This is a genomic window from Collimonas sp. GW821-FHT07E08 (assembly GCF_059418905.1).
Genome location: NZ_JBWKQR010000001.1, coordinates 313,038 through 331,817 on the forward strand (window position 1 = coordinate 313,038; position 18,780 = coordinate 331,817).

An 18,780-nucleotide genomic window follows, 5' to 3' on the forward strand; every position below is an offset into this window, starting at 1 on the left:
GTGTAATCGATTCTTATTTAGTTTTAATTCGCGACGCAATTATAGATGAGTCTTAACGTAAATTAATAGTCGGGAATTGTAAAAAGCACCTGATAGCAACAATTTTCCGGCTCTTCCATTGTTCTTTTAAGGGATATATCAAGGCATTAATTATTGATGCGGAATCAAATAACATTTGAGCATATATGTATTTTCCGCAATAAAAAATGAGCGCACAGTACGTCCTTCGCTAACCGGCGCAAATGTCGGCCGTCATGCCAGCCGACCCGCACTGTCTCTTTCAAAGGAATTCCATGACTACCAGCATCCCGAACATCGGCCTCGGCACTTTCCGTCTGCAAGGCCAGGTGGTGATCGACTCGGTCCGCACCGGCATCGAAGTCGGTTATCGCCATATCGATACCGCACAGATCTACGGCAACGAGGCCGAAGTCGGCCAGGCGATTGCCGACAGCGGCATCGCCCGCGATGAACTGTTCGTCACCACCAAGGTCTGGATCGACAACCTGGCGCCCGGCAAGCTGATCCCGAGCTTGAAGGACAGCCTGCGCAAGCTGCGCCTGGAGCGGCTGGACCTGACCTTGATCCATTGGCCGTCGCCAAAGGATGCGATCCCGGTCGCGGACTACATGGCAGCCCTGGCCGAAGCCAAGGCGGCGGGCCTGACCAGGCTGACCGGCGTTTCCAATTTCACCAATGCCCAGCTGGCGCAGGCCATTGCGGCCGTCGGCGCCGCCGAGATCGCGACCCAGCAGGTCGAGATCCATCCGTTCCTGCAAAACCGCAAGGTGGCGGAATTTGCCCGCAGCCACGGCATCCATGTCACCGCCTACATGCCGCTGGCATATGGCAAGGTGATGCAGGAACCGGTGCTTGTCCGCATCGCCGAGCGGCACCGTGCCAATCCGGCGCAGATTGCGCTGGCCTGGGCTTTGCAGCAAGGCTTTGCCGTGATCCCCTCGTCGACCAAGCGCGCCAACCTGGAAAACAACCTGAAGCTGCAAGGCATCGTGCTGTCGGCAGAAGACATGGCGCAGATCGCCGCGCTGGAACGCAACGAGCGCCTGGCCAATCCGGAAGGCCTGGCTCCGGCCTGGGATTGAATCATGTCGCCAGCATTATCTGCATTGGGCGCCGGCGGTTTCAGCGTCGGCCTCGAACTGCCGCTGGATAACGATTGGTCGATGGCGGCGCGCCAGGCCGGCAGCCCAAGGCTGCCGGGCGAACCGGACCTGCAGCGCCATGCCGAACTGGCAAAGCTGGCGGACCGCCTGGGTTTCCGGGCGCTGTGGCTGCGCGACGTGCCGCTTTACGATCCCGCCTTCGGCGATGCGGCGCAGGTATTCGAGGCGTTTACCTATCTCGGTTACCTGGCCGGCATCACCCGCGACATCCTGCTTGGCACTGCCGCCGTGGCGTTGCCGTTGCGCGAACCGCTGCTGACCATGAAGTCCGCCGCCAGCGTCGACCAGCTCAGCAACGGCCGGCTGCTGCTTGGCGTGGCCAGCGGCGACCGGCCGGTTGAATACCCGCTGTTTGGCCGCGACTTCGCTAATCGCGGCCAGGCCTTCCGCGAACAGGTTGCCCTGATCCGCAATTGGGCCGCCAAGCAGCTGCCGCCCGGGATACGCGTGCTGCCGCGTCCGCGGCAGCCCTTGCCGCTGCTGGTGGCCGGCCTGGCGCAGCAGGCGCCGGCGTGGCTGGGCCAGCACATGGATGGCTGCCTGGCATATCCCGGCACGCCTGAAGATCACGCCCATCGCGCCGCGGCCTGGCGCGCAGTGGCTGGCAACGACAAGCCGTACGTCAGCTTCATCCACCTGGATCTTGCCGACGATGCCGGCGCACCGATGCGGCGGCACCGCTTCGGCGGCCGGGTCGGGCGCAATGGCTTGATCGCCGAACTGGCGGCGATGCAGGCCGCAGGGGTGCAGCACATCGGCCTGCATTTCCGGCAAAACCGGCGGCCGCTGGCGGAGACGATGGCGGAAATCGCTGAATTCGTCTTGCCCGAATTTCACCTGGCTAGCGGCGCTGCAGATAATGCAGACGCCGCCGCAGCCGCAACTGTTTAATCTACGAAGGAAATATCATGCGTATCAATGTACCCGGCAAAGTCGGATTCGGCACCGCTCCTTTAGGCAACATGTTCCGCGATATCCCGGCGCAGGAAGCGCTGGATACGGTAGAAGCGGCATGGCAGAACGGCATCCGCTATTTCGATGCTGCGCCTTTTTACGGCGCCGGCCTGGCCGAACTGCGCCTGGGCGAAGCGCTGGCTGCCCGTCCGCGCGACGAATATGTGCTGAGCACCAAGGTCGGCCGCCTGATCCTGGATGAAATCGAAGATACCGGCTCGCGCGACATGGGCGAGAAGGGCGGCCTGTTCGTGCACGGCTTGCCAAACAAGGTGGTCTACGATTACAGCGCCGACGGCACCCTGCGCTCCATCGAAGACAGCCTGAAGCGCTTGCGCACCGACCGCATCGACTATGTGTGGATCCACGACATCGCCCAGGATTTCCATGGCGAGAACTGGCTTGATGTATTCGACGTCGCCATGAACGGCGCGGCCAAGGCGCTGACGCGCTTGCGCGAAGAAGGCGTGATCAAGGGCTGGGGCCTGGGTGTGAACAAGGTTGAACCTTGCATGCTGACTTTGCAGCGGGCCGATCCCGACGGTTTCCTGCTGGCTGGCCGCTATACCTTGCTTGACCACCAGCATGCGCTGGAACAGCTGATGCCTGGGTGCGCGCAGCGCGGCGCCGGGATTGTCGTCGGCGGACCCTACAACTCCGGCATCCTGGCCGGCGGCGAGCATTTTGAATATCAGAAGGCAACGCCGGAAATGATCAAGCGAGTCCAGCATCTCCAGGCTGTCGCCGCGCAATACAAGGTCGATATCAAGGCCGCGGCCCTGCAATTCTCGCTGGCCCATCCTGCGGTGGCGGCGGTGATTCCAGGCGCCAGCCGTCCCGAACGCATCGCGGAAAACCTGGTGCTGGCGGCAGCGCCTGTTCCTGCCGAGTTCTGGCTGGCGCTGCGCGAGCAAGGGCTGGTTGCGGCCAATGCGCCGCTGCCAGGCATCTGATTCCCGATCAGGAAGATCCGGCGGCCCGGCGCTACTATTCCAGCAGGAAATTGCGTTCGGGCCGTTGCAGTTTGTCGTGCTCGCCTGCGGTTTCGTCTTTCAATTGCACGCCGGATAATTGGCGCTGGCGTGCTTGCGCCAGCAGGTAGTGCAACTTGTAGGCCGCTTCCGCATAAGACAAACCGGCCGGCCGGACGTTGGAAATGCAATTGCGGCTTTCATCGGTCAGGCCGACGCGCGGCGCCCAGGTCAGGTACAGGCCCATGCTGTCGGGCGAACTCAGGCCGGGGCGTTCGCCGATCAGCACCACCACCATTTTTGCATTCAGCAGCTGGCCCACCTCGTCGCCGATCGCGACCCGTCCCTGGCGCACGATGGTCAGCGGCGCCAGCGTCCAGTGTTCCGGCTCCAGCCTTTGCTTGAGTGCGCTGAGGAAAGGCAAGGCGTTTTGTTCGATGGCGAGCGCGGACAGGCCGTCGGCGATGACGATGGCCAGGTCGTAGCGGCGCGAGGCGCTGCGAGGCTGGTCAGCCAGCGCACTGCGCGAGGCGGCGTCGAGGCGGCGCCCCAGGTCCGGGCGCTGCAGATAGATGTCGCGCGTTTCCGCGGCGCTGGACAGGGTGATGCAGATGTCGCCGCTGTTGTTCAACGCCTGTCTCAATGCCTGGGTATCGAGCGCCAGGTGCACCGCATCGCGCGCCCTTGCATGGGCCAGCTGGAATTCCAGCTGCGCCGAAGTAGGCAGGCTGACGCCGCTGCGCCCTAGGGCGATCCGGGCCGCGGTGAATTGCCGCAGGGCCTGCCAGGGATTGTCTACTACAGTAGGATTCGAATCGCTCATGTGCGTGCCTCAGGACAAACGCAGCAGGGCGTGCTGAAACGCCGGCGGCAGTTCGGCGCCCAGTTTGACCTGGCTGTCTTCGGTAAAGATTTTCATGGTTTTCAGCCACGCCTCGAATTCCGGCGCCGGTTTCAGTCCGAGCACGCGCCGCGCATAAAGCGCGTCGTGGAAAGAGGTGGTCTGGTAATTCAGCATGATGTCGTCCGACCCCGGGATGCCCATGACGAAGGTGCAGCCGGCGGCGCCGAGCAAGGTCAGCAAGATATCCATGTCGTTCTGGTCGGCCTCGGCATGGTTGGTGTAGCAGACGTCGCAGCCCATCGGCAGGCCGAGCAGCTTGGCGCAGAAATGGTCTTCCAGGCCGGCGCGGATGATCTGCTTGCCGTCGTACAGGTATTCGGGGCCGATGAAGCCGACCACGGAATTGACCAGCAGCGGCTTGAACTCGCGCGCCACGGCATAGGCGCGCGCTTCGCAGGTTTGCTGGTCGACGCCGTGATGGGCATTGGCCGACAGCGCGCTGCCCTGGCCGGTCTCGAAATACATGACGTTGTTGCCGACGGTGCCGCGCTGCAGCGACAGCGCCGCGTCATGCGCCTCGGCCAGCAGCTTGAGGCTGATGCCGAAACTCTGGTTGGCGGCTTCGGTGCCGGCAATCGACTGGAACACCAGGTCCACCGGGGCGCCGCGGTTGATCGCCTCTATGGTGTTGGTGACGTGGGTCAGCACGCAGGACTGGGTAGGTATCTGGTAGCGGTCGATGATGTCGTTGAGCATGCCGACGATCTTGATCACCTGCGGCACATTGTCGGTAGCAGGATTGATGCCGATGACCGCATCGCCGCTGCCGTACAGCAGGCCGTCGAGGATGCTGGCGGCGATGCCGGTGGCGTCGTCGGTCGGATGGTTCGGCTGCAGGCGGGTCGACAGGCTGTGCGGCAGGCCGATGGTGTTGCGGAAGCGCGTCACCACCCGGCATTTTTTTCCGACCAGGATCAGGTCCTGCACACGCATGATCTTGGATACCGCGGCCGCCATTTCTGGGGTGATGCCGGGCGCCGCCGCCGTCAGCACGACGTCGTCGACCTGGTCGCTCAGCAGCCAGTTGCGGAAATCGCCGACCGTCAAATGCCTGATGGCGGCAAAGGCGGCGGCGTCATGGCCGTCGACGATCAGGCGGCTGATTTCATCCTGTTCATACGGCACCAGCAAGTCGTTCAGGAAGATCGACAGCGGCAGCTCGGCCAGCTTCATCTGGGCCGCTACCCTTTCCTCCGCGCTGCCGGCGGCCAGCCCTGCCAGGTAGTCGCCCGAGCGGGGCGGGGTAGCCTTGGCCATCAAATCTTTCAGGTCGCGGAACAGATAGGTCCTGGCTCCGACGATATGGCTGAACTGATGTGTTCGGTTATTCACTGACAGCGTCCTCCAGGCAGATGGCCGCACTGTTTTTTACGCAGCCCTTACGCAACATCATAGGCGCTTTGCTCGGTGCTGCGGCTGTTTTTCGTCATCAGGAACACCGCATAGCCAAAAGCCAGGAAGGCAGCGAAGATGCCGAAGATCAGCGCATTGTAATAAATCATGGTGGCCATGCAGACGCAGGCGCCGACCAGCGCAAACGCCGGGAACCATGGATACAGCGGCGCGCGGAACGGGCGCGCCATGTCGGGCGCGCTGCGGCGCAGGCGGAACAGGCTCAGCATGCTGATGATGTACATGGTGATGGCGCCGAACACCGACATGGTGACGATGTTGGCGGTCAGGGTCTGGCCGCCGAGCTTGATCAGTTCGTCGCTGTAGATGGCGGCGATGCCGATCACGCCGCCGGCCAGGATCGCCCGGTGCGGGGTCTTGAAGCGGGGATGGATCTTGGCGAAATAGCCGGGCAGGTAGCCATCCCGGGCCAGCGCGAAAATCTGCCGCGAATAACCGAGGATGATGCCGTGGAAGGAGGCGATCAGGCCGAACAGGCCGAGCCAGACCAGCATGTGCAGCCAGCTGCTGTGCTCGCCGACGATCAGTTTCATCGCTTGCGGCAGCGGATCGTTGATGTTGGCCAGCTTGGTCCAGTCGCCGGCGCCGCCGGCAAACACCATGACGCCGATGGCCAGCAGCACCAGGGTGATGATGCCGGTGATGTAGGCGATCGGGATCGAACGCTTCGGATCCTTGGCTTCTTCGGCCGCCATCGCCACGCCTTCGATCGCCAGGAAAAACCAGATGGCGAACGGGATCGCGGCAAACATGCCGGGAATGGCGGCCAGGCTGAAACTGTCCTGGCCGGACCAGCCGCCCTTGACGAAATGCGCCACTGAAAATCCTGGCGAGACCACGCCCATGAACACCAGCAGTTCGAAAATCGCCAGCAGGGTCACGCACAGCTCAAACATGGCGGCAATCTGCACGCCGACGATATTGAGCGCCATGAACACCACATAGGCGCCGACCGCGGCGGTCTTGGGATCCAGCGACGGGAACTGCACGTTGAGATAGGCGCCGATCGCCAGCGCAATCGCCGGCGGCGCAAACACGAACTCGATCAGGGTGGCGGCGCCGGCAAAGTAGCCGCCCAGCGGTCCGAAGGCTTTCTTGCTGTAGGCGAACGGCCCGCCGGCATGCGGGATGGAGGTGGTCAGTTCGGTGAAGCTGAAGATGAACGCGGTGTACATGGCGGCGATGAACAGCGCCGTCACGGTAAAGCCCAGCGTGCCGGCGGAAGCCCAGCCATAACTCCAGCCGAAATATTCGCCCGAAATCACCAGGCCGACGGCGATCCCCCAAAGCTGTATCGTGCCCAAGGTCTGTTTCAAGGCGGGGGCTGCGCTAGCGCCTGAGCCGGTTTTTGCATTCATGAGGCTTCTCCACGGGATAGGTGCACGAAAATCGAAAGGAAATGCGCCGCTCCGCGTTCCGCTGCGCCACTTTGGACAGCCTGCAGGCGAAAGCGGTGCATCTCTGTTGCCGGAGCGGCAGGCAGCGGTTGCGGCCTGGTCTTGAAGGCAGGCAAGGGCAAAACAAAAGCAAAATGCGTGCCTTTGTGGTGCACAATTATTTAGCGGCTTGTTTGCCCAGCAATAGCGGGGCCTCGGCCAGCAGCGCATACTCATCGTCGCTGAACAGGCGCGAACGGCTCAGGAAGCGCCTGCCGCTGCCGTTGTCGACAGAAAACATGCCGCCGTTGCCTGCCACCACATCGATGATCAGCTGGGTGTGTTTCCAGTATTCGAACTGGTCGGCGCCGATATAAAACGGTGCGCCGTCCAGGTCGCCGAGATAGACATCGGCATCGCCGACCTGGAAATCGCCGATGGCGTAGCACATGGGCGAGCTGCCGTCGCAGCAGCCGCCGGATTGAAAGAACATGAGCGGGCCGTGTTTTTGCCTGAGCTGCTGCAGGAATTCCAGTGCGGCGCCGGTGGCGCTGACGCGGGCGGGGATGGCGGGCATGATGTGTGGTCGCTGGTGACGGGATAACGGAATGCCGGCTCCCGCCCCGGTGCAGACGGGGCAGGGGCCGGCGCGCTTAGAAAAAGCCCAGGGCGTTCGGGCTGTAGCTGACCAGCAGGTTCTTGGTTTGCTGGTAGTGGTCCAGCATCATCTTGTGGTTTTCACGGCCTATGCCGGACTGCTTGTAGCCGCCGAATGCCGCATGGGCTGGATACAGGTGGTAGCAGTTGGTCCATACCCGGCCGGCCTGGATCCCGCGTCCCATGCGGAAGGCGCGCGAGCCGTCGCGGGTCCACAAGCCTGCGCCCAGGCCGTACAAGGTGTCGTTCGCCAGGGCCAGTGCTTCTTCCTCGTCCTTGAAGGTGGTGACAGACAGCACCGGGCCGAAGATTTCTTCCTGGAAGATGCGCATCTTGTTATTGCCTTCGAAGACTGTCGGTTCGACGTAGTAGCCGGCGTCGAAGTCGCCGCCCAGCTGCTTGCGCGTGCCGCCGGTGAGCAGCTTGGCGCCTTCCTGCTTGCCGATGTCGATGTAGGACAGGATCTTTTCCAGCTGCTCCTGCGACGCCTGGGCGCCGATCATGGTGGCGCTGTCGAGCGGGTTGCCTTGCTTGATGGCCTTGACCCGTTTCAGCGCGCGCTCCATGAAGCGGTCGTAGATCGATTCCTGGATCAGCGCGCGCGATGGACAGGTGCAGACTTCGCCCTGGTTCAAGGCGAACATGGCGAAACCTTCCAGGCACTTGTCGAAAAACGCATCGTCCTGGTCCATGACGTCGGCAAAAAATACGTTAGGCGATTTGCCGCCCAGTTCCAGCGTCACCGGAATGATGTTTTGCGAAGCGTATTGCATGATCAGGCGGCCGGTGGTGGTTTCGCCGGTGAAGGCGATCTTGGCGATGCGTTTGCTGGAGGCCAGCGGCTTGCCGGCTTCCAGGCCGAAGCCGTTGACGATGTTGAGCACGCCGGGCGGCAGCAGGTCCTGCACCAGCTCGACCCAGACCATGATCGATGCCGGCGTCTGCTCGGCCGGTTTCAACACGACGCAATTGCCCGCGGCCAGCGCCGGCGCCAGTTTCCAGACCGCCATCAGGATCGGGAAATTCCATGGGATGATCTGGCCTACGACGCCCAGCGGTTCGTGGAAGTGATAGGCGTAGGTCTGGTCGTCGATGGTGGCGACCGAACCTTCCTGGGCCCGGATGCAGGCGGCGAAATAGCGGAAATGGTCGATCGCCAGCGGGATGTCGGCGGCGGTGGTTTCGCGTATCGGTTTGCCGTTGTCGATGGTTTCGGCGATCGCCAGCAGTTCCAGGTTGGCCTCCATGCGGTCGGCGATCTTGTTGAGGATGTTGGCGCGTTCCGCCGGCGAGGTCTTGCCCCAGGCGGCTTTGGCGGCGTGCGCCGCATCCAGCGCCAGTTCGATGTCTTCGGCGCCGGAGCGGGCGATTTCACAAAAGGTCTTGCCGATCACCGGGCTGACGTTCTCGAAATATTCGCCCTTGACCGGCGCCACGAACTTGCCGCCGATGAAATTGTCATAACGTTGCTTGAATGGATTGCGAGTGGCTAGCTTGCTGATGTCTGCGAGATTCATGTCGTCCTCTGGCTTGGAATGAGTGAGTGGGATTCAGCGCTACGAACTGCATCTGTTATTGCGCAACGAATGTGCCAGTGCCGCGCCAGTGCCGCGGCAGCGCCGTCAGGATCGCCGAGATTCAAGCCCGGCGCGGCTTGCGGAGGAACGGCAAGTTGGCGATGGCGGTTTGGACGGCAGTCTGGTATTTTAAAAACACGCAACAACTGTTCCGTTACTGAACAATGGCCGGGTACAGTTGCTGCAAAATGTGCCAGGGCTGGCGCCAGCACCGCTGCCGATCATGAACCCTCGGGAAAATGCGTCCAGCACACAAAGCCAAAGATTGGTAAATTAGCAGCACAGGAGACTGTGGTCAGGCCTTGTCACCGACATGAAATTGCGGGCAAGAACCCATTTCAACCGATAGCAATCTTCAGGAATATTTTTCATGCAGAACAAGATAATGACTTTGGCGTTGCAGGGCGGCGGTTCGCATGGAGCATTTACCTGGGGCGCCCTGGATCGCCTGCTGGAAGATCCTCGGATCGAGATCGAAGGCATCAGCGGCGCCAGCGCCGGCGCCATGAATGCGGTGGCGATGAGCTACGGCCTGGCGATCGGCGGCCGCGACGGCGCGCGCCAGGCGCTGGCCGATTTCTGGGATAGCGTCAGCACCCGGGATCTCTACAGCTTCATGCGGCCGGACGCCTTGAGCGAAGCCGGCATCGCTTCGCAGGCGACATCGTCGGCGCTGCTGAAGCATATGTTCTCGGTGACCAGGATGTTCTCGCCGTACCAGCTCAACCCGTTTGACCTGAACCCCTTGCGCGACATCCTTAGCAAGCAGATCGACTTTGAACGCCTGCGAGCGGAAGGCAAGGTCAAGCTGTTCATCGCCGCCACCCAGGTCAGCACCGGCCGCCTGCGCATCTTCCGCAATGCCGACCTGACGCAGGACGCATTGCTGGCGTCGGCTTGCCTGCCGTCGATGCACCATGCGGTGGAGATTGACGGCGAAGCCTACTGGGACGGCGGCCTGACCGCCAACCCGCCGATTTTTCCGCTGCTGCATCTGTGCAACTCGCCCGATATCCTGGCAGTACTGCTGCATCCGTTTCGCCGGCCGCTGACGCCGACCGGCACCGACGAGATTGGCCAGCGCCTGAGCGAAATCAGTTTCAGCTCAACCTTCTTTACCGAACTGGGCGGCCTGGCGCTGGCTAAGCGCGAAACCGAAGCCGATCCCGACGCGCGCGGCAAGATGCATGAGCGGCTCAAGGAACTGCGCATCCACGTGATCGATTCGGATGCCCTGATGAGCCAGCTGAGCGTGGCCAGCAAGCTCAATACCAAGGCGTCCTTCATCCACGCCTTGCGCGACGCCGGCCGGACGCGCGCCGAACTATGGCTGACCGAGAAATTTTCCGGCGCCGAGCTGATATCGAATTTCGACCTCGACCAATTCCTGGCTTGATACCGATGAAACTATCCCGTTCAGAATTCCTTTCCTTGCGCGGCTTGCGTTATCACATACGTCATTGGGGCCGCGCCGGCGCTCCGAAAATTTTCATGATGCACGGCTGGATGGATGTTTCGGCTTCGTTCCAATTCGTGGTCGATTGCCTGCAGCGCGATTGGCATGTGATCGCGCCGGACTGGCGCGGCTTCGGCCTGACCGAAGGGCCGCCGGTGGAGAGTTACTGGTTTCCCGATTACCTGGCCGACCTCGACGCCATCTTGCAGCATTATTCAGCCGAGGCGCCGGTCAACCTGCTGGGGCATAGCATGGGCGGCTACGCCGTGGGCCTGTATGCCGGCACGCGGCCGCAACGGATCAAGGCGCTGATCAACCTGGAAGGCTTCGGCGGTGAACACCTGTCGGCCGACCTGGCGCCGGCGCGTTACGCCAAATGGCTGGACCAGCTGGTCGAAGCGGCCGCCTTGCTGAGCTATCCGGACCTGGCGGCGGTCGCTGCGCGGCTGCAAAAGACCAATCCGCGCCTGGACGACCAGCGGGCGGCATTCCTGGCCCAGCACTGGTCGCGCCAGAACGACCTGGGACGCTGGGAGATACTGGCCGATCCCGCGCACAAGATCATCAACCCGGTGCTGCCGCGGGTCGAAGAAATGCTGGCCTGCTGGCGCGCGACCACGGCGCCGGTGCTATGCGTCGAGGCGGAATTTACCAACATGTGGCAGTGGATGGGCGGCAAGGACGTGATGCGCGGCGAGATCGACAGCCGCATCGCCAAGCTGCCGCATGCCAGGACCGCGGTCATCGCGAACGCGGGACACATGCTGCATCACGACCAGCCGCAGGCGCTGGCGACATTGATTGAACAGTTCCTGCAAGAAGGGTAGAGCCGTCCTCCCTCCGGCCTGCAAGGCTAGCAGTGGCTTTCCTCGAAGGCGTTGATCAGCCTGATCATGTCGTCCATGCGGCTCTGTTCCTGTTGTGTGGTGCGGCGGTTCCAGAGGATGTCGAATTCGACCACGGTCAGGTGGTATTCGATTTCGCTCAGCTCGTCTATCTCGACGATAGCGCCTGCGTTCATTTCTTGCTCAAACATGTGCACCTCCTGGCATGCGGATCGATGTCAAATTTTCGACAACAGCTTATGCAGCAATTGCTTCAGTTTCCTGGTCTCGTCCTGGGTGAAATCCACCAGGACCTGGTCCTGGACACGGGTGATGCAGGCGGTCAGTTCCGGGTAGACAGACCAGCCGGCCGCGGTCAGTTCGAGGGTGAACGCGCGGCTGTTGGCCGGCGAGCGCAGCCGTGTCACCAGGCCCTTCCGTTCCAGCCGCCTGACCATGCGGCTCATGGCGCCAGGATCGTATGCCAGCAGCTTGCAGAGCGCCGCGATCGACTCCGGGCGCGCGTTGGCCAGGTTGACGATGATGACGTACTGCGCCGCCGTGATATCCAGCACTTGCAATTCCTGGTTCAGCGCATCCAGGATGACGGCGTGCGCCTGCTCCATCAGGGCATCCAGGCCGGCGGCGGATGGCTGCTCTCGCTGCACAAGATGACGGTTCGCCATGGCTGGTTGCAATGCTGTCAGTGCGCCGCCGAGGTATCGGCAATGCGTTTCGGTTTGGGCGCGAACCATACCGCGGTCGCCGCCAGCAGGAATGACAGTGCCGCCATCATGAAAATATGGTTGGTCGACAGCATGATGCTTTGCGACTGTACGGTTTGTTCGATGCTGAGCCGGGCCTGTTCGGCGTTCAGGCCGGACTGCACCAGGGTATTGCTGGCGTTGCCGGCCTGGTCGACCAGGCCCGACAGTTCGGCATGGTAATAAATCGCCTTGTTTTCCCAGCTGGTGTTAACCAGCGAAGTAGCAATGGCGCCGGACATGGTGCGGCAAAAACTCATCAGGCCGGCTGCCGACGCCGTCTCGGAAAAATCGACGCTGCTCAGCGCCAGCCCGGTCAGCGGCACAAAGAACAAGGGCATGCCTATGCCTTGCAGCAGCAGCGGCCAGCCGATCTGGAAGGTGGTCATGTCGGTGCTGTTGAAGCTGCGCAGCAAGGTCACCGAACCGAGCCACAGCACGCCCAGGCACACCAGCTTGCGCGGATCGACCTTGGTCGACAGCTTGGCGACGAAGGGCGCGGCCATGACCGCCAGGATGCCGCTCAGGGCAGTGGTCTGGCCCGAGTGAGTGGCGGTATAGCCCATGTAGCCTTGCAGCCACAGCGGCGTCAGCACGGTGGCGCCGAAGAAGGCGCCGAACGCCAGGCAGATGGTGATCACGCTGGCCGAATAGCCGCGGTGCCGGAACACGCGCAGGTCGACCACCGGATTGCGTTCGGTCAGTTCCCAGATCAGGAAGGCGATGAAGCCGACGATGGCGACCAGCGCCAGGGCGATGATTTCGGGCGAGGCGAACCAGTCTTTTTCCTTGCCCTGGTCCAGCATCAGCTGCAAGGCGGCGACCCAGACGATCATCAGTCCCATGCCGACCTTGTCGATAGGCACTTTCGCCAGCGGCGACTCGTAGCGCTTGAACATTTTCCAGCCGAGGTAACCGCAGATCAGCGCCACCGGCACGTTGATGTAGAAGATATAAGGCCAGCTATACTGGTCGCACAATACGCCGCCCAGGATCGGGCCGGCAATCGGCGCGATCAGCGTGGTCATGGCCCATAGCCCGACCGCGGTCGGCGCTTTCTCCTTGGGGAAAACGCGCAGCAGCAAAGTCTGCGACAGCGGGATCAGCGGGCCGCCGGCCAGTCCCTGGAACACGCGGAATGCAATCAGCAGTCCCAGCGAGTTAGCCAGGCCGCACAAGGCCGAGAATACGCCGAACATGACCATCGACGCGATGAACACGCGCACTGCGCCGAAACGGTTGGCGAGCCAGCCGGTCAGCGGCACGGTGATCGCTTCCGCCACCGCGTAGGAGGTGATGACGTAGGTGCCTTGGCTGGAAGAGGCGCCCAGCGCGCCGGAGATGGTCGATACCGAGACGTTGGCGATGGTGGTGTCGAGCACCGCGATGAAGTTGGCGGCGGCCAGCAGCAGGCCGGCGCCGATCAGCTGCGCGCCGGCCAGGGGCTTGATCGGCAGCTCTGAGGAAATGGATGGCATGGTCTGCTTTCCTGTTGCTTACATGCGGCCGGCCGGGGCGCCCTTGTCGCCGCGCGTATCAATCGACACTTCCATCGACAGGCCGACGCTCAATGGCTTGGCGACAAGTTCCTTGCTGTCTATCGAAATCCTTACCGGCAGCCGCTGCACCACCTTGATCCAGTTGCCGGTGGCGTTTTGCGCCGGAATCATGGCAAACGCCGAACCGGTGCCGCCCGACAGGCCGACCACGGTGCCGTGGTATTCGACCGAGCCGCCGTAGATGTCGGCGCTCATGGTGACCGGTTGTCCCAGCTGCACCTGGGTCAGCTGGCCTTCCTTGAAGTTGGCGTCGACGTGCATCGACTGGGTCGGCACCACGGTCATCAGGGCGGTGCCGGCCTGCACCCGCTGGCCAACCTGGACCTGGCGCCGCGCCACCACGCCGTCGACCGGGGCGCGCAAGACGGTGCGTTCCAGGTCCAGCTTGGCCTGGTCGCGTTTGGCCCGCGCCAGTTCCACTTCGGGATTGGTGGCGACGGTGGTGTTGGCGGTCAGCACGGTGCTGGCTTGCTGCGCGCCGATGGTGGCGCTGCGGTTGCTCTTGGCCTGTATGGCGCCGGCTTCGGCGACTTTCATGTTGGCTTGCGCGGTCAGCAGCGCGGTGCGGGCATTGGTCAGTTCTTCGCCGGAGACCGAGCCGGACTTGGCCAGCGCTTCGCGCCGGTGCAGGTCGAGTTCCGTGCGTTGCAAGTCGGCCTGGGCAGACAATACCTGGGCGGCGGCGCGGCTCTGTTCCGCATCGCGCGCCAGGACCTGGGCCGCCAGCCCGGCGTCATTGGCGAAGTAGCTTTGCACGCGGCGCTGGGAGCGGTCCAGGTCCGCCTCCGCCTGCAGCAGCGCCAGCTTGGCGTCGCTGTTGTCGATCACGACCAGCACGTCGCCTTGCTTGACGTATTGGGTGTCGACTACCTTGACGTCGGCGACGATGCCGTTGATGGCCGGCGTGATCTGGGAAATCTCGGCTGCGGTATAGGCGTTATCGGTGCTGATGTAGCGCGAGCCGATGAAATGCCAGTAAGCGGCGTAGGAAAGACCGCCGAGCAGGATGAGGCCGCCCAGGATGGCGAACAGCTTCTTGCGTTTTTTTGCGGTGGCCGCCTGTTCCGCCTTGAGTGCGGTTTCGGTGGATGCGAGTTCTTGGACTGCCTGGGAATCGGAATGTGACATGTTGTTCTTGCCTGGTTAGTTTGATCAGATTGCAGCCTGGCGATAACCGCCGCCCAGCGCCCGCACCAGTTCCACGTCCAGTGCGAACATGCGCGAGCGCAGCGTCGACAGGTCGCGCTGGTTGGTGAGCAGGGTGTCTTGCGCGTTGAGCACGTCGAGGTAGGTCGCCAGTCCGCCTGCATAACGGTTCTGGGCGATCCGGGCCGCCGCGGCGGCAGCGTCGACTGCTTCCTGCACCTTGCCCAGGCGTCCCGACAGGGCTTTTTCGCTGACGGCGGCATCGGCGACATCCTGCAATGCCTGCGTCACGGCGCCGTCGTAGTTGGCGACAGCTTCGTCATAGCTGCCGCTGGCCTGGCGGTACTGGCCGCGCAAGCGGCCGCCCTCGAAGATCGGCAGCGAGATGGCCGGGCCGATGCTGCCGATATCGGAACCGGCCTTGGTCAGCATGCCCAGTCCCAGCGACTGGAAGCCGAGGTAGGCCGTCAGGTTCACGTTCGGATAGAACTGCGCCTTGGCGACCTTGATCTGCTTGGCGGCGGCTTCGGCGCGCAGGCGCGCGGCAACCACGTCCGGCCGCCGGCCCAGCAGGTTCACGGGCAATTGCGACGGCAAGGAAAACGGCTTGGACAGGTCGAGCACCGGCCGCTGCAGCGACAGGCCGCGGTCCGGTCCGGCGCCGACCAGGGCGGCCAGCTTGTTGCGTTGCAGGGCTATCGATTCGTCCAGGCTCAGCAGGTCGGCTTCGGCGCTTGCCTTGCGCGCCAGCACCTGCTTGACGCTGCCCAGCGTCTCCAGGCCGTTGAGGCGGCGCTGTTCAAACAGGTCCAGCGTCTGTATCCGTACCTGCAGCGCTTCTTGCGCCGTATCGTGCTGGCTCAGCAGGCGTTCGAATTCGGCATAGGCGGCGGCGATCGAAGTCGCCAGCGCGATGCGGGCCTGGGCGGCGTCGGCCCTGGCGGCTTCCAGGTCGGAAGTGGCGGCGGCCAAGGCGGCGCGGTTCTTGCCCCAGAAATCGATTTCATAACTGAGGTTGAGCGTGGCCTTGCCTTCGACGTTGTAGTTTTGCGGCACGAACTCTGGCGGCACGCCGTTGTTGTAGCTCTGCTTCATGTAGTCGGCCGAGGCGTTCGCGCTGACTTGCGGCAGCAGGGCCGCGCCTTGCTGCTGGGCCACGCCTTGCGCTTTCAGCAAGCGCGCCTGCGCTGCCGCCAGCGATGGCGCGCCTTTCAAGCCTTCGGCGATCAGGGCGTCCAGTTGCCGGTCGCCGTAAATCGTCCACCAGTTGTCATCGGGCCAATTGACGGCGTTGCCCGCCAGCAGGTGTCCGGTTTGATAACTGCTGATGTCCTTGGACTCGGCGCGCGGGCCGATTTCGGAAAACGGGGCACAGCCGCTGATGCTTAACGCCAGCACGCACATGCTGGCGATGCCGCGCAGGCCGAGGGCGGCGTAGGGTGGAAAATATGGGTGTGGCATAGGAAATATCCTGTTGTAGATCGGTATGGCCAGAATTTATAACTGAACTGTACGGTATAGTATAGTATTGACTTTTCGGCGTCGTCAAGTAAAACTGTTGGCCCTAACGAGGGTAGGTTTTTTACAACAATGGCGCGGCAATTTGCCGCCGCCGGCGCCACAGGCAGGCAAGGACAAGGAACAAGCGATGCGCAAGAAAAGTGAAGAACGACGACAGGCGATCCTGGATATCGCGGCGCAGATGTTCAATGAAGCGGGATTCGAAGGGACTTCGATGTCGGATATATCAGCGCGCCTGGGCGGATCGAAGGCGACGCTGTACAACTATTTTTCGTCGAAAGAAGAAATCTTCATCGAAGTCTTGCTGCAGCAGGCCGGGGATCAGTTCAACCTGACCTTCGCCAGCCTGGTTGAATCCGACGATTTGCGCGCCACCCTGCAGCGTTTCGGCGCGATGTACCTGCAGGCCATATTGCGGCCAGAGATCATTGCTGCGCGCCGTCTCATCCTTTACCACGCCGAGCGTTCCAAGATGGGCCAGGTGATGTACGAGCGCGGGCCGAAAAGGGGCTGGACCATGGTGGCCGAATTCCTGAAAGCGGCGATGGCCAGGAAACAGATACGCGAAACCGATGCCTGGATCGCGGCTTTGCAGCTGCGCGGACTGCTGGAAGCGGAGTGGATGGAAACCAGGATGCTGGGCGTCGCCACCAGCGTGACGGCGCCCAAGATCCGCGATTCGGTGGAACGCGCCACCGATGCCTTCATGCGCATCCTTGCCCTATGAGGAAAGCCGCTTGCCTGCCGGCATTTCAGGGGGAGCGTAATGTGCGTTCGCAGCATGAGGCGGTCAAGGAGCGTACAATCGTGGCATGACGGTTGCTTTCCCTGTATGGACTAATGATGTTGAACGTTGATCTCCATTGCCATTCCAATGTTTCCGACGGCACCTTGACGCCGGCGGCTGTGGCTGCGCGCGCCAAGGCCAATGGCGTCGATGTCTGGGCCCTCACCGACCACGATGAAATAGGCGGCGTCGCCGCAGCGCGGGCGGCGGCGGCGGAGCTCGGCTTGCCATATGTCGCGGGTGTCGAGATCTCGATCACCTGGGCCGGGCAGACCATCCATATCGTCGGTCTGCAAATCGATGAGACCAATCTTGAACTGGTGCAAGGACTGGCTGCCACGCGCGGCGGCCGCGAACGGCGTGCGCGCGAAATGTCGGAACAGCTGGCGGCGGCAGGGATCCCCGGCGCCTTTGAAGGCGCCTTGAAACATGTCGGCAATCCCGACCTGATATCGCGTACCCATTTTGCCCGCTACCTGGTGGAGATCGGCCGCTGCGCCGACACCAGCGAAGTATTCCGCAATTTCCTGACGGAAGGCAACCCTGGCTATGTCCCGCACCGCTGGGCCTCGCTGGAACAATCGGTGCGCTGGATCCACGGCGCCGGCGGGATAGCGGTAGTGGCGCATCCGGGGCGCTACAAGCTGAGCGACCTGGCGTTCGACGCTTTTTTCAACGAGTTCAAACAGCTGGGCGGCAGCGCGATCGAAGTCGTTACCGGCAGCCATACGCCGGACCAGTACGGCTACTACGCCAAGGTTGCAACCGACTACGGTTTCCTGGCGTCGCGCGGTTCCGATTTCCACAGTCCGAGCGAATCACGCATCGATCTCGGCGCTTTGCCGCCGCTGCCTGACAGCTTGACGCCGGTATGGCACAACTGGTAATTCGCGCAGCGCTCCCTCCGCAATAACGTCCCCGCCAAGCCTTGAAAAAGCCGGCTGTGCTGCTGCGTCGCAGCATAGTTACTGCCTTTGCATGTCCATGATTCTGTACTACTCTGAAATAGAGTCTGCTGCAGTGTCCTTGCGCAGGGTCTTGTCATATCTGTAGCAACGATGTGGCTGTTGCTTATCGTTTTCAGGAGGTCATCATGGAACTTCACATGCATTCGCATCACCTGGAGCGTCGCCTGCCGGACTGGCCGGCGGCAGCCGTCTCCGGTTTTGCCGCCGGTGCGGTCGTGATGGTGCTGGAACTGGTCTGGTCAAGCCTGTTCATGGATACCAGCCCCTGGGTCACTTCGCGCATGGTCGCCGCCATCGTCCTCGGACCGGATACGATGCAATCGAGCACATTCAGCGTCGGCGTGGTTGCGGTGGCGCTTGCCACCCACTATGTGCTGGGCATCGTCCTCGGACTGATCCTGGCCGCCATCGTCGCGCCTTTCCACTTTGACTCCAGCATCGGCATGATACTGCTGACCGGCGCTGTGTTCGGCCTGGCTGTCTACCTGTTCAATTTTTACGGCATGGCTCGCTTCTTCTCGTGGTTCAACGACATGCGCGGCTGGGCGACCCTGGTGGCCCACCTGATCTTCGGCATGTCGGCAGCGATCATCTATTGGAAGCTGGAACGGCCGTTGGGGCAATGACGGCCTGCAATAACGGCCTGCAATAACGGCTTGCAATAACGGCCTGCATCGGCCAGGGGTTGCCGGCGGACCGGGACTGCGGTCCCGGTCCGC

18 protein-coding genes are annotated in these 18,780 nt (G+C 62.4%); 8 read left to right on the forward strand and 10 right to left on the reverse strand.

Features of this window, described 5'->3' with window-relative positions:
- Positions 1-293 precede the first annotated feature (293 nt).
- Genes dkgB through AC07RZ_RS01490 form a run of 3 tightly spaced genes read left to right on the forward strand, consistent with a single transcriptional unit; the run spans position 294 to position 3,091 of the window.
- On the forward strand, positions 294-1,103 hold the full coding sequence (gene dkgB / locus AC07RZ_RS01480) for a 2,5-didehydrogluconate reductase DkgB (RefSeq protein WP_494666623.1): 810 nt from the start codon (positions 294-296) through the stop codon (positions 1,101-1,103).
- 3 nt (positions 1,104-1,106) lie between these two features.
- Positions 1,107-2,075, forward strand: coding sequence for a TIGR03571 family LLM class oxidoreductase (locus AC07RZ_RS01485; protein ID WP_494666624.1), 969 nt, complete (start codon positions 1,107-1,109; stop codon positions 2,073-2,075).
- 17 nt (positions 2,076-2,092) lie between these two features.
- Entirely contained in the window at positions 2,093-3,091 is a 999-nt protein-coding gene (locus tag AC07RZ_RS01490; RefSeq protein ID WP_494666625.1) for an aldo/keto reductase, read from the forward strand.
- 34 nt (positions 3,092-3,125) lie between these two features.
- Here AC07RZ_RS01490 and eutC read toward each other — a convergent pair whose 3' ends face one another.
- The 5 genes from eutC to adh form a co-directional block, all read right to left on the reverse strand.
- A complete protein-coding gene (gene eutC, locus AC07RZ_RS01495; RefSeq protein ID WP_494666626.1) occupies positions 3,126-3,932 on the reverse strand; it encodes an ethanolamine ammonia-lyase subunit EutC in 807 nt (268 codons plus the stop codon).
- A gap of 9 nt (positions 3,933-3,941) precedes the next feature.
- On the reverse strand, positions 3,942-5,345 hold the full coding sequence (locus AC07RZ_RS01500; protein WP_494666627.1) for an ethanolamine ammonia-lyase subunit EutB: 1,404 nt from the start codon (positions 5,343-5,345) through the stop codon (positions 3,942-3,944).
- Positions 5,346-5,392: 47 nt separating this feature from the next.
- Positions 5,393-6,784 (reverse strand): ethanolamine permease, encoded by a 1,392-nt coding sequence (gene eat / locus AC07RZ_RS01505; protein WP_494666628.1) that lies wholly within the window; start codon positions 6,782-6,784, stop codon positions 5,393-5,395.
- A 196-nt stretch (positions 6,785-6,980) separates the two neighbouring features.
- On the reverse strand, positions 6,981-7,379 hold the full coding sequence (locus AC07RZ_RS01510) for a DUF779 domain-containing protein (RefSeq protein ID WP_494666629.1): 399 nt from the start codon (positions 7,377-7,379) through the stop codon (positions 6,981-6,983).
- Between the two features lie 76 nt (positions 7,380-7,455).
- Entirely contained in the window at positions 7,456-8,976 is a 1,521-nt protein-coding gene (gene adh, locus AC07RZ_RS01515; RefSeq protein WP_144736075.1) for an aldehyde dehydrogenase, read from the reverse strand.
- A gap of 430 nt (positions 8,977-9,406) precedes the next feature.
- On the opposite strand from adh, the gene AC07RZ_RS01520 reads away from it, so the two are divergent.
- A complete protein-coding gene (locus AC07RZ_RS01520) occupies positions 9,407-10,432 on the forward strand; it encodes a patatin-like phospholipase family protein (RefSeq protein WP_494666630.1) in 1,026 nt (341 codons plus the stop codon).
- Positions 10,433-10,437: 5 nt separating this feature from the next.
- Positions 10,438-11,319, forward strand: coding sequence for an alpha/beta fold hydrolase (locus tag AC07RZ_RS01525; RefSeq protein WP_494666631.1), 882 nt, complete (start codon positions 10,438-10,440; stop codon positions 11,317-11,319).
- Between the two features lie 26 nt (positions 11,320-11,345).
- Here AC07RZ_RS01525 and AC07RZ_RS01530 read toward each other — a convergent pair whose 3' ends face one another.
- From AC07RZ_RS01530 to AC07RZ_RS01550, 5 genes are read right to left on the reverse strand one after another with little or no spacing between them, the layout of a single operon-like run.
- On the reverse strand, positions 11,346-11,528 hold the full coding sequence (locus AC07RZ_RS01530) for a hypothetical protein (RefSeq protein WP_092391972.1): 183 nt from the start codon (positions 11,526-11,528) through the stop codon (positions 11,346-11,348).
- A gap of 27 nt (positions 11,529-11,555) precedes the next feature.
- Positions 11,556-12,002: a MarR family winged helix-turn-helix transcriptional regulator gene (locus AC07RZ_RS01535; protein WP_494666632.1), complete on the reverse strand. Its 447-nt coding sequence runs from the start codon at positions 12,000-12,002 to the stop codon at positions 11,556-11,558.
- A gap of 17 nt (positions 12,003-12,019) precedes the next feature.
- The gene (locus AC07RZ_RS01540) at positions 12,020-13,558 is read right to left on the reverse strand and encodes a DHA2 family efflux MFS transporter permease subunit (RefSeq protein ID WP_494666633.1); all 1,539 of its coding nucleotides are present in this window, start codon (positions 13,556-13,558) and stop codon (positions 12,020-12,022) included.
- Between the two features lie 18 nt (positions 13,559-13,576).
- Positions 13,577-14,767, reverse strand: coding sequence for an HlyD family secretion protein (locus AC07RZ_RS01545; protein ID WP_494666634.1), 1,191 nt, complete (start codon positions 14,765-14,767; stop codon positions 13,577-13,579).
- A 24-nt stretch (positions 14,768-14,791) separates the two neighbouring features.
- The gene (locus tag AC07RZ_RS01550) at positions 14,792-16,246 is read right to left on the reverse strand and encodes an efflux transporter outer membrane subunit (protein ID WP_494666635.1); all 1,455 of its coding nucleotides are present in this window, start codon (positions 16,244-16,246) and stop codon (positions 14,792-14,794) included.
- Positions 16,247-16,433: 187 nt separating this feature from the next.
- Between AC07RZ_RS01550 and AC07RZ_RS01555 the strand changes: the two genes are divergently transcribed.
- The 3 genes from AC07RZ_RS01555 to AC07RZ_RS01565 all read left to right on the forward strand — a co-directional run bounded on the left by AC07RZ_RS01555 (position 16,434) and on the right by AC07RZ_RS01565 (position 18,687).
- Positions 16,434-17,033, forward strand: coding sequence for a TetR/AcrR family transcriptional regulator (locus AC07RZ_RS01555; protein ID WP_494666636.1), 600 nt, complete (start codon positions 16,434-16,436; stop codon positions 17,031-17,033).
- Between the two features lie 116 nt (positions 17,034-17,149).
- Positions 17,150-17,980 carry a 3',5'-nucleoside bisphosphate phosphatase gene (locus tag AC07RZ_RS01560; RefSeq protein WP_494666779.1) on the forward strand — a complete coding sequence of 277 codons (831 nt, stop codon included), beginning with the start codon at positions 17,150-17,152 and terminating at the stop codon, positions 17,978-17,980.
- 206 nt (positions 17,981-18,186) lie between these two features.
- Positions 18,187-18,687, forward strand: coding sequence for a hypothetical protein (locus AC07RZ_RS01565; RefSeq protein WP_494666637.1), 501 nt, complete (start codon positions 18,187-18,189; stop codon positions 18,685-18,687).
- The last annotated feature ends 93 nt before the right edge of the window (positions 18,688-18,780 follow it).

Excerpts from the sequence above, each read along its gene's own strand:
- dkgB (WP_494666623.1), top strand. The coding sequence starts at position 294 with ATGACTACCAGCATCCCGAACATCGGCCTCGGCACTTTCCGTCTGCAA.
- AC07RZ_RS01485 (WP_494666624.1), top strand. The coding sequence starts at position 1,107 with ATGTCGCCAGCATTATCTGCATTGGGCGCCGGCGGTTTCAGCGTCGGC.
- AC07RZ_RS01490 (WP_494666625.1), top strand. The coding sequence starts at position 2,093 with ATGCGTATCAATGTACCCGGCAAAGTCGGATTCGGCACCGCTCCTTTA.
- eutC (WP_494666626.1), bottom strand. The coding sequence starts at position 3,932 with ATGAGCGATTCGAATCCTACTGTAGTAGACAATCCCTGGCAGGCCCTG.
- eat (WP_494666628.1), bottom strand. The coding sequence starts at position 6,784 with ATGAATGCAAAAACCGGCTCAGGCGCTAGCGCAGCCCCCGCCTTGAAA.
- AC07RZ_RS01510 (WP_494666629.1), bottom strand. The coding sequence starts at position 7,379 with ATGCCCGCCATCCCCGCCCGCGTCAGCGCCACCGGCGCCGCACTGGAA.
- adh (WP_144736075.1), bottom strand. The coding sequence starts at position 8,976 with ATGAATCTCGCAGACATCAGCAAGCTAGCCACTCGCAATCCATTCAAG.
- AC07RZ_RS01520 (WP_494666630.1), top strand. The coding sequence starts at position 9,407 with ATGCAGAACAAGATAATGACTTTGGCGTTGCAGGGCGGCGGTTCGCAT.
- AC07RZ_RS01525 (WP_494666631.1), top strand. The coding sequence starts at position 10,438 with ATGAAACTATCCCGTTCAGAATTCCTTTCCTTGCGCGGCTTGCGTTAT.
- AC07RZ_RS01530 (WP_092391972.1), bottom strand. The coding sequence starts at position 11,528 with ATGTTTGAGCAAGAAATGAACGCAGGCGCTATCGTCGAGATAGACGAG.
- AC07RZ_RS01535 (WP_494666632.1), bottom strand. The coding sequence starts at position 12,002 with ATGGCGAACCGTCATCTTGTGCAGCGAGAGCAGCCATCCGCCGCCGGC.
- AC07RZ_RS01540 (WP_494666633.1), bottom strand. The coding sequence starts at position 13,558 with ATGCCATCCATTTCCTCAGAGCTGCCGATCAAGCCCCTGGCCGGCGCG.
- AC07RZ_RS01545 (WP_494666634.1), bottom strand. The coding sequence starts at position 14,767 with ATGTCACATTCCGATTCCCAGGCAGTCCAAGAACTCGCATCCACCGAA.
- AC07RZ_RS01550 (WP_494666635.1), bottom strand. The coding sequence starts at position 16,246 with ATGCCACACCCATATTTTCCACCCTACGCCGCCCTCGGCCTGCGCGGC.
- AC07RZ_RS01555 (WP_494666636.1), top strand. The coding sequence starts at position 16,434 with ATGCGCAAGAAAAGTGAAGAACGACGACAGGCGATCCTGGATATCGCG.
- AC07RZ_RS01560 (WP_494666779.1), top strand. The coding sequence starts at position 17,150 with ATGTTGAACGTTGATCTCCATTGCCATTCCAATGTTTCCGACGGCACC.
- AC07RZ_RS01565 (WP_494666637.1), top strand. The coding sequence starts at position 18,187 with ATGGAACTTCACATGCATTCGCATCACCTGGAGCGTCGCCTGCCGGAC.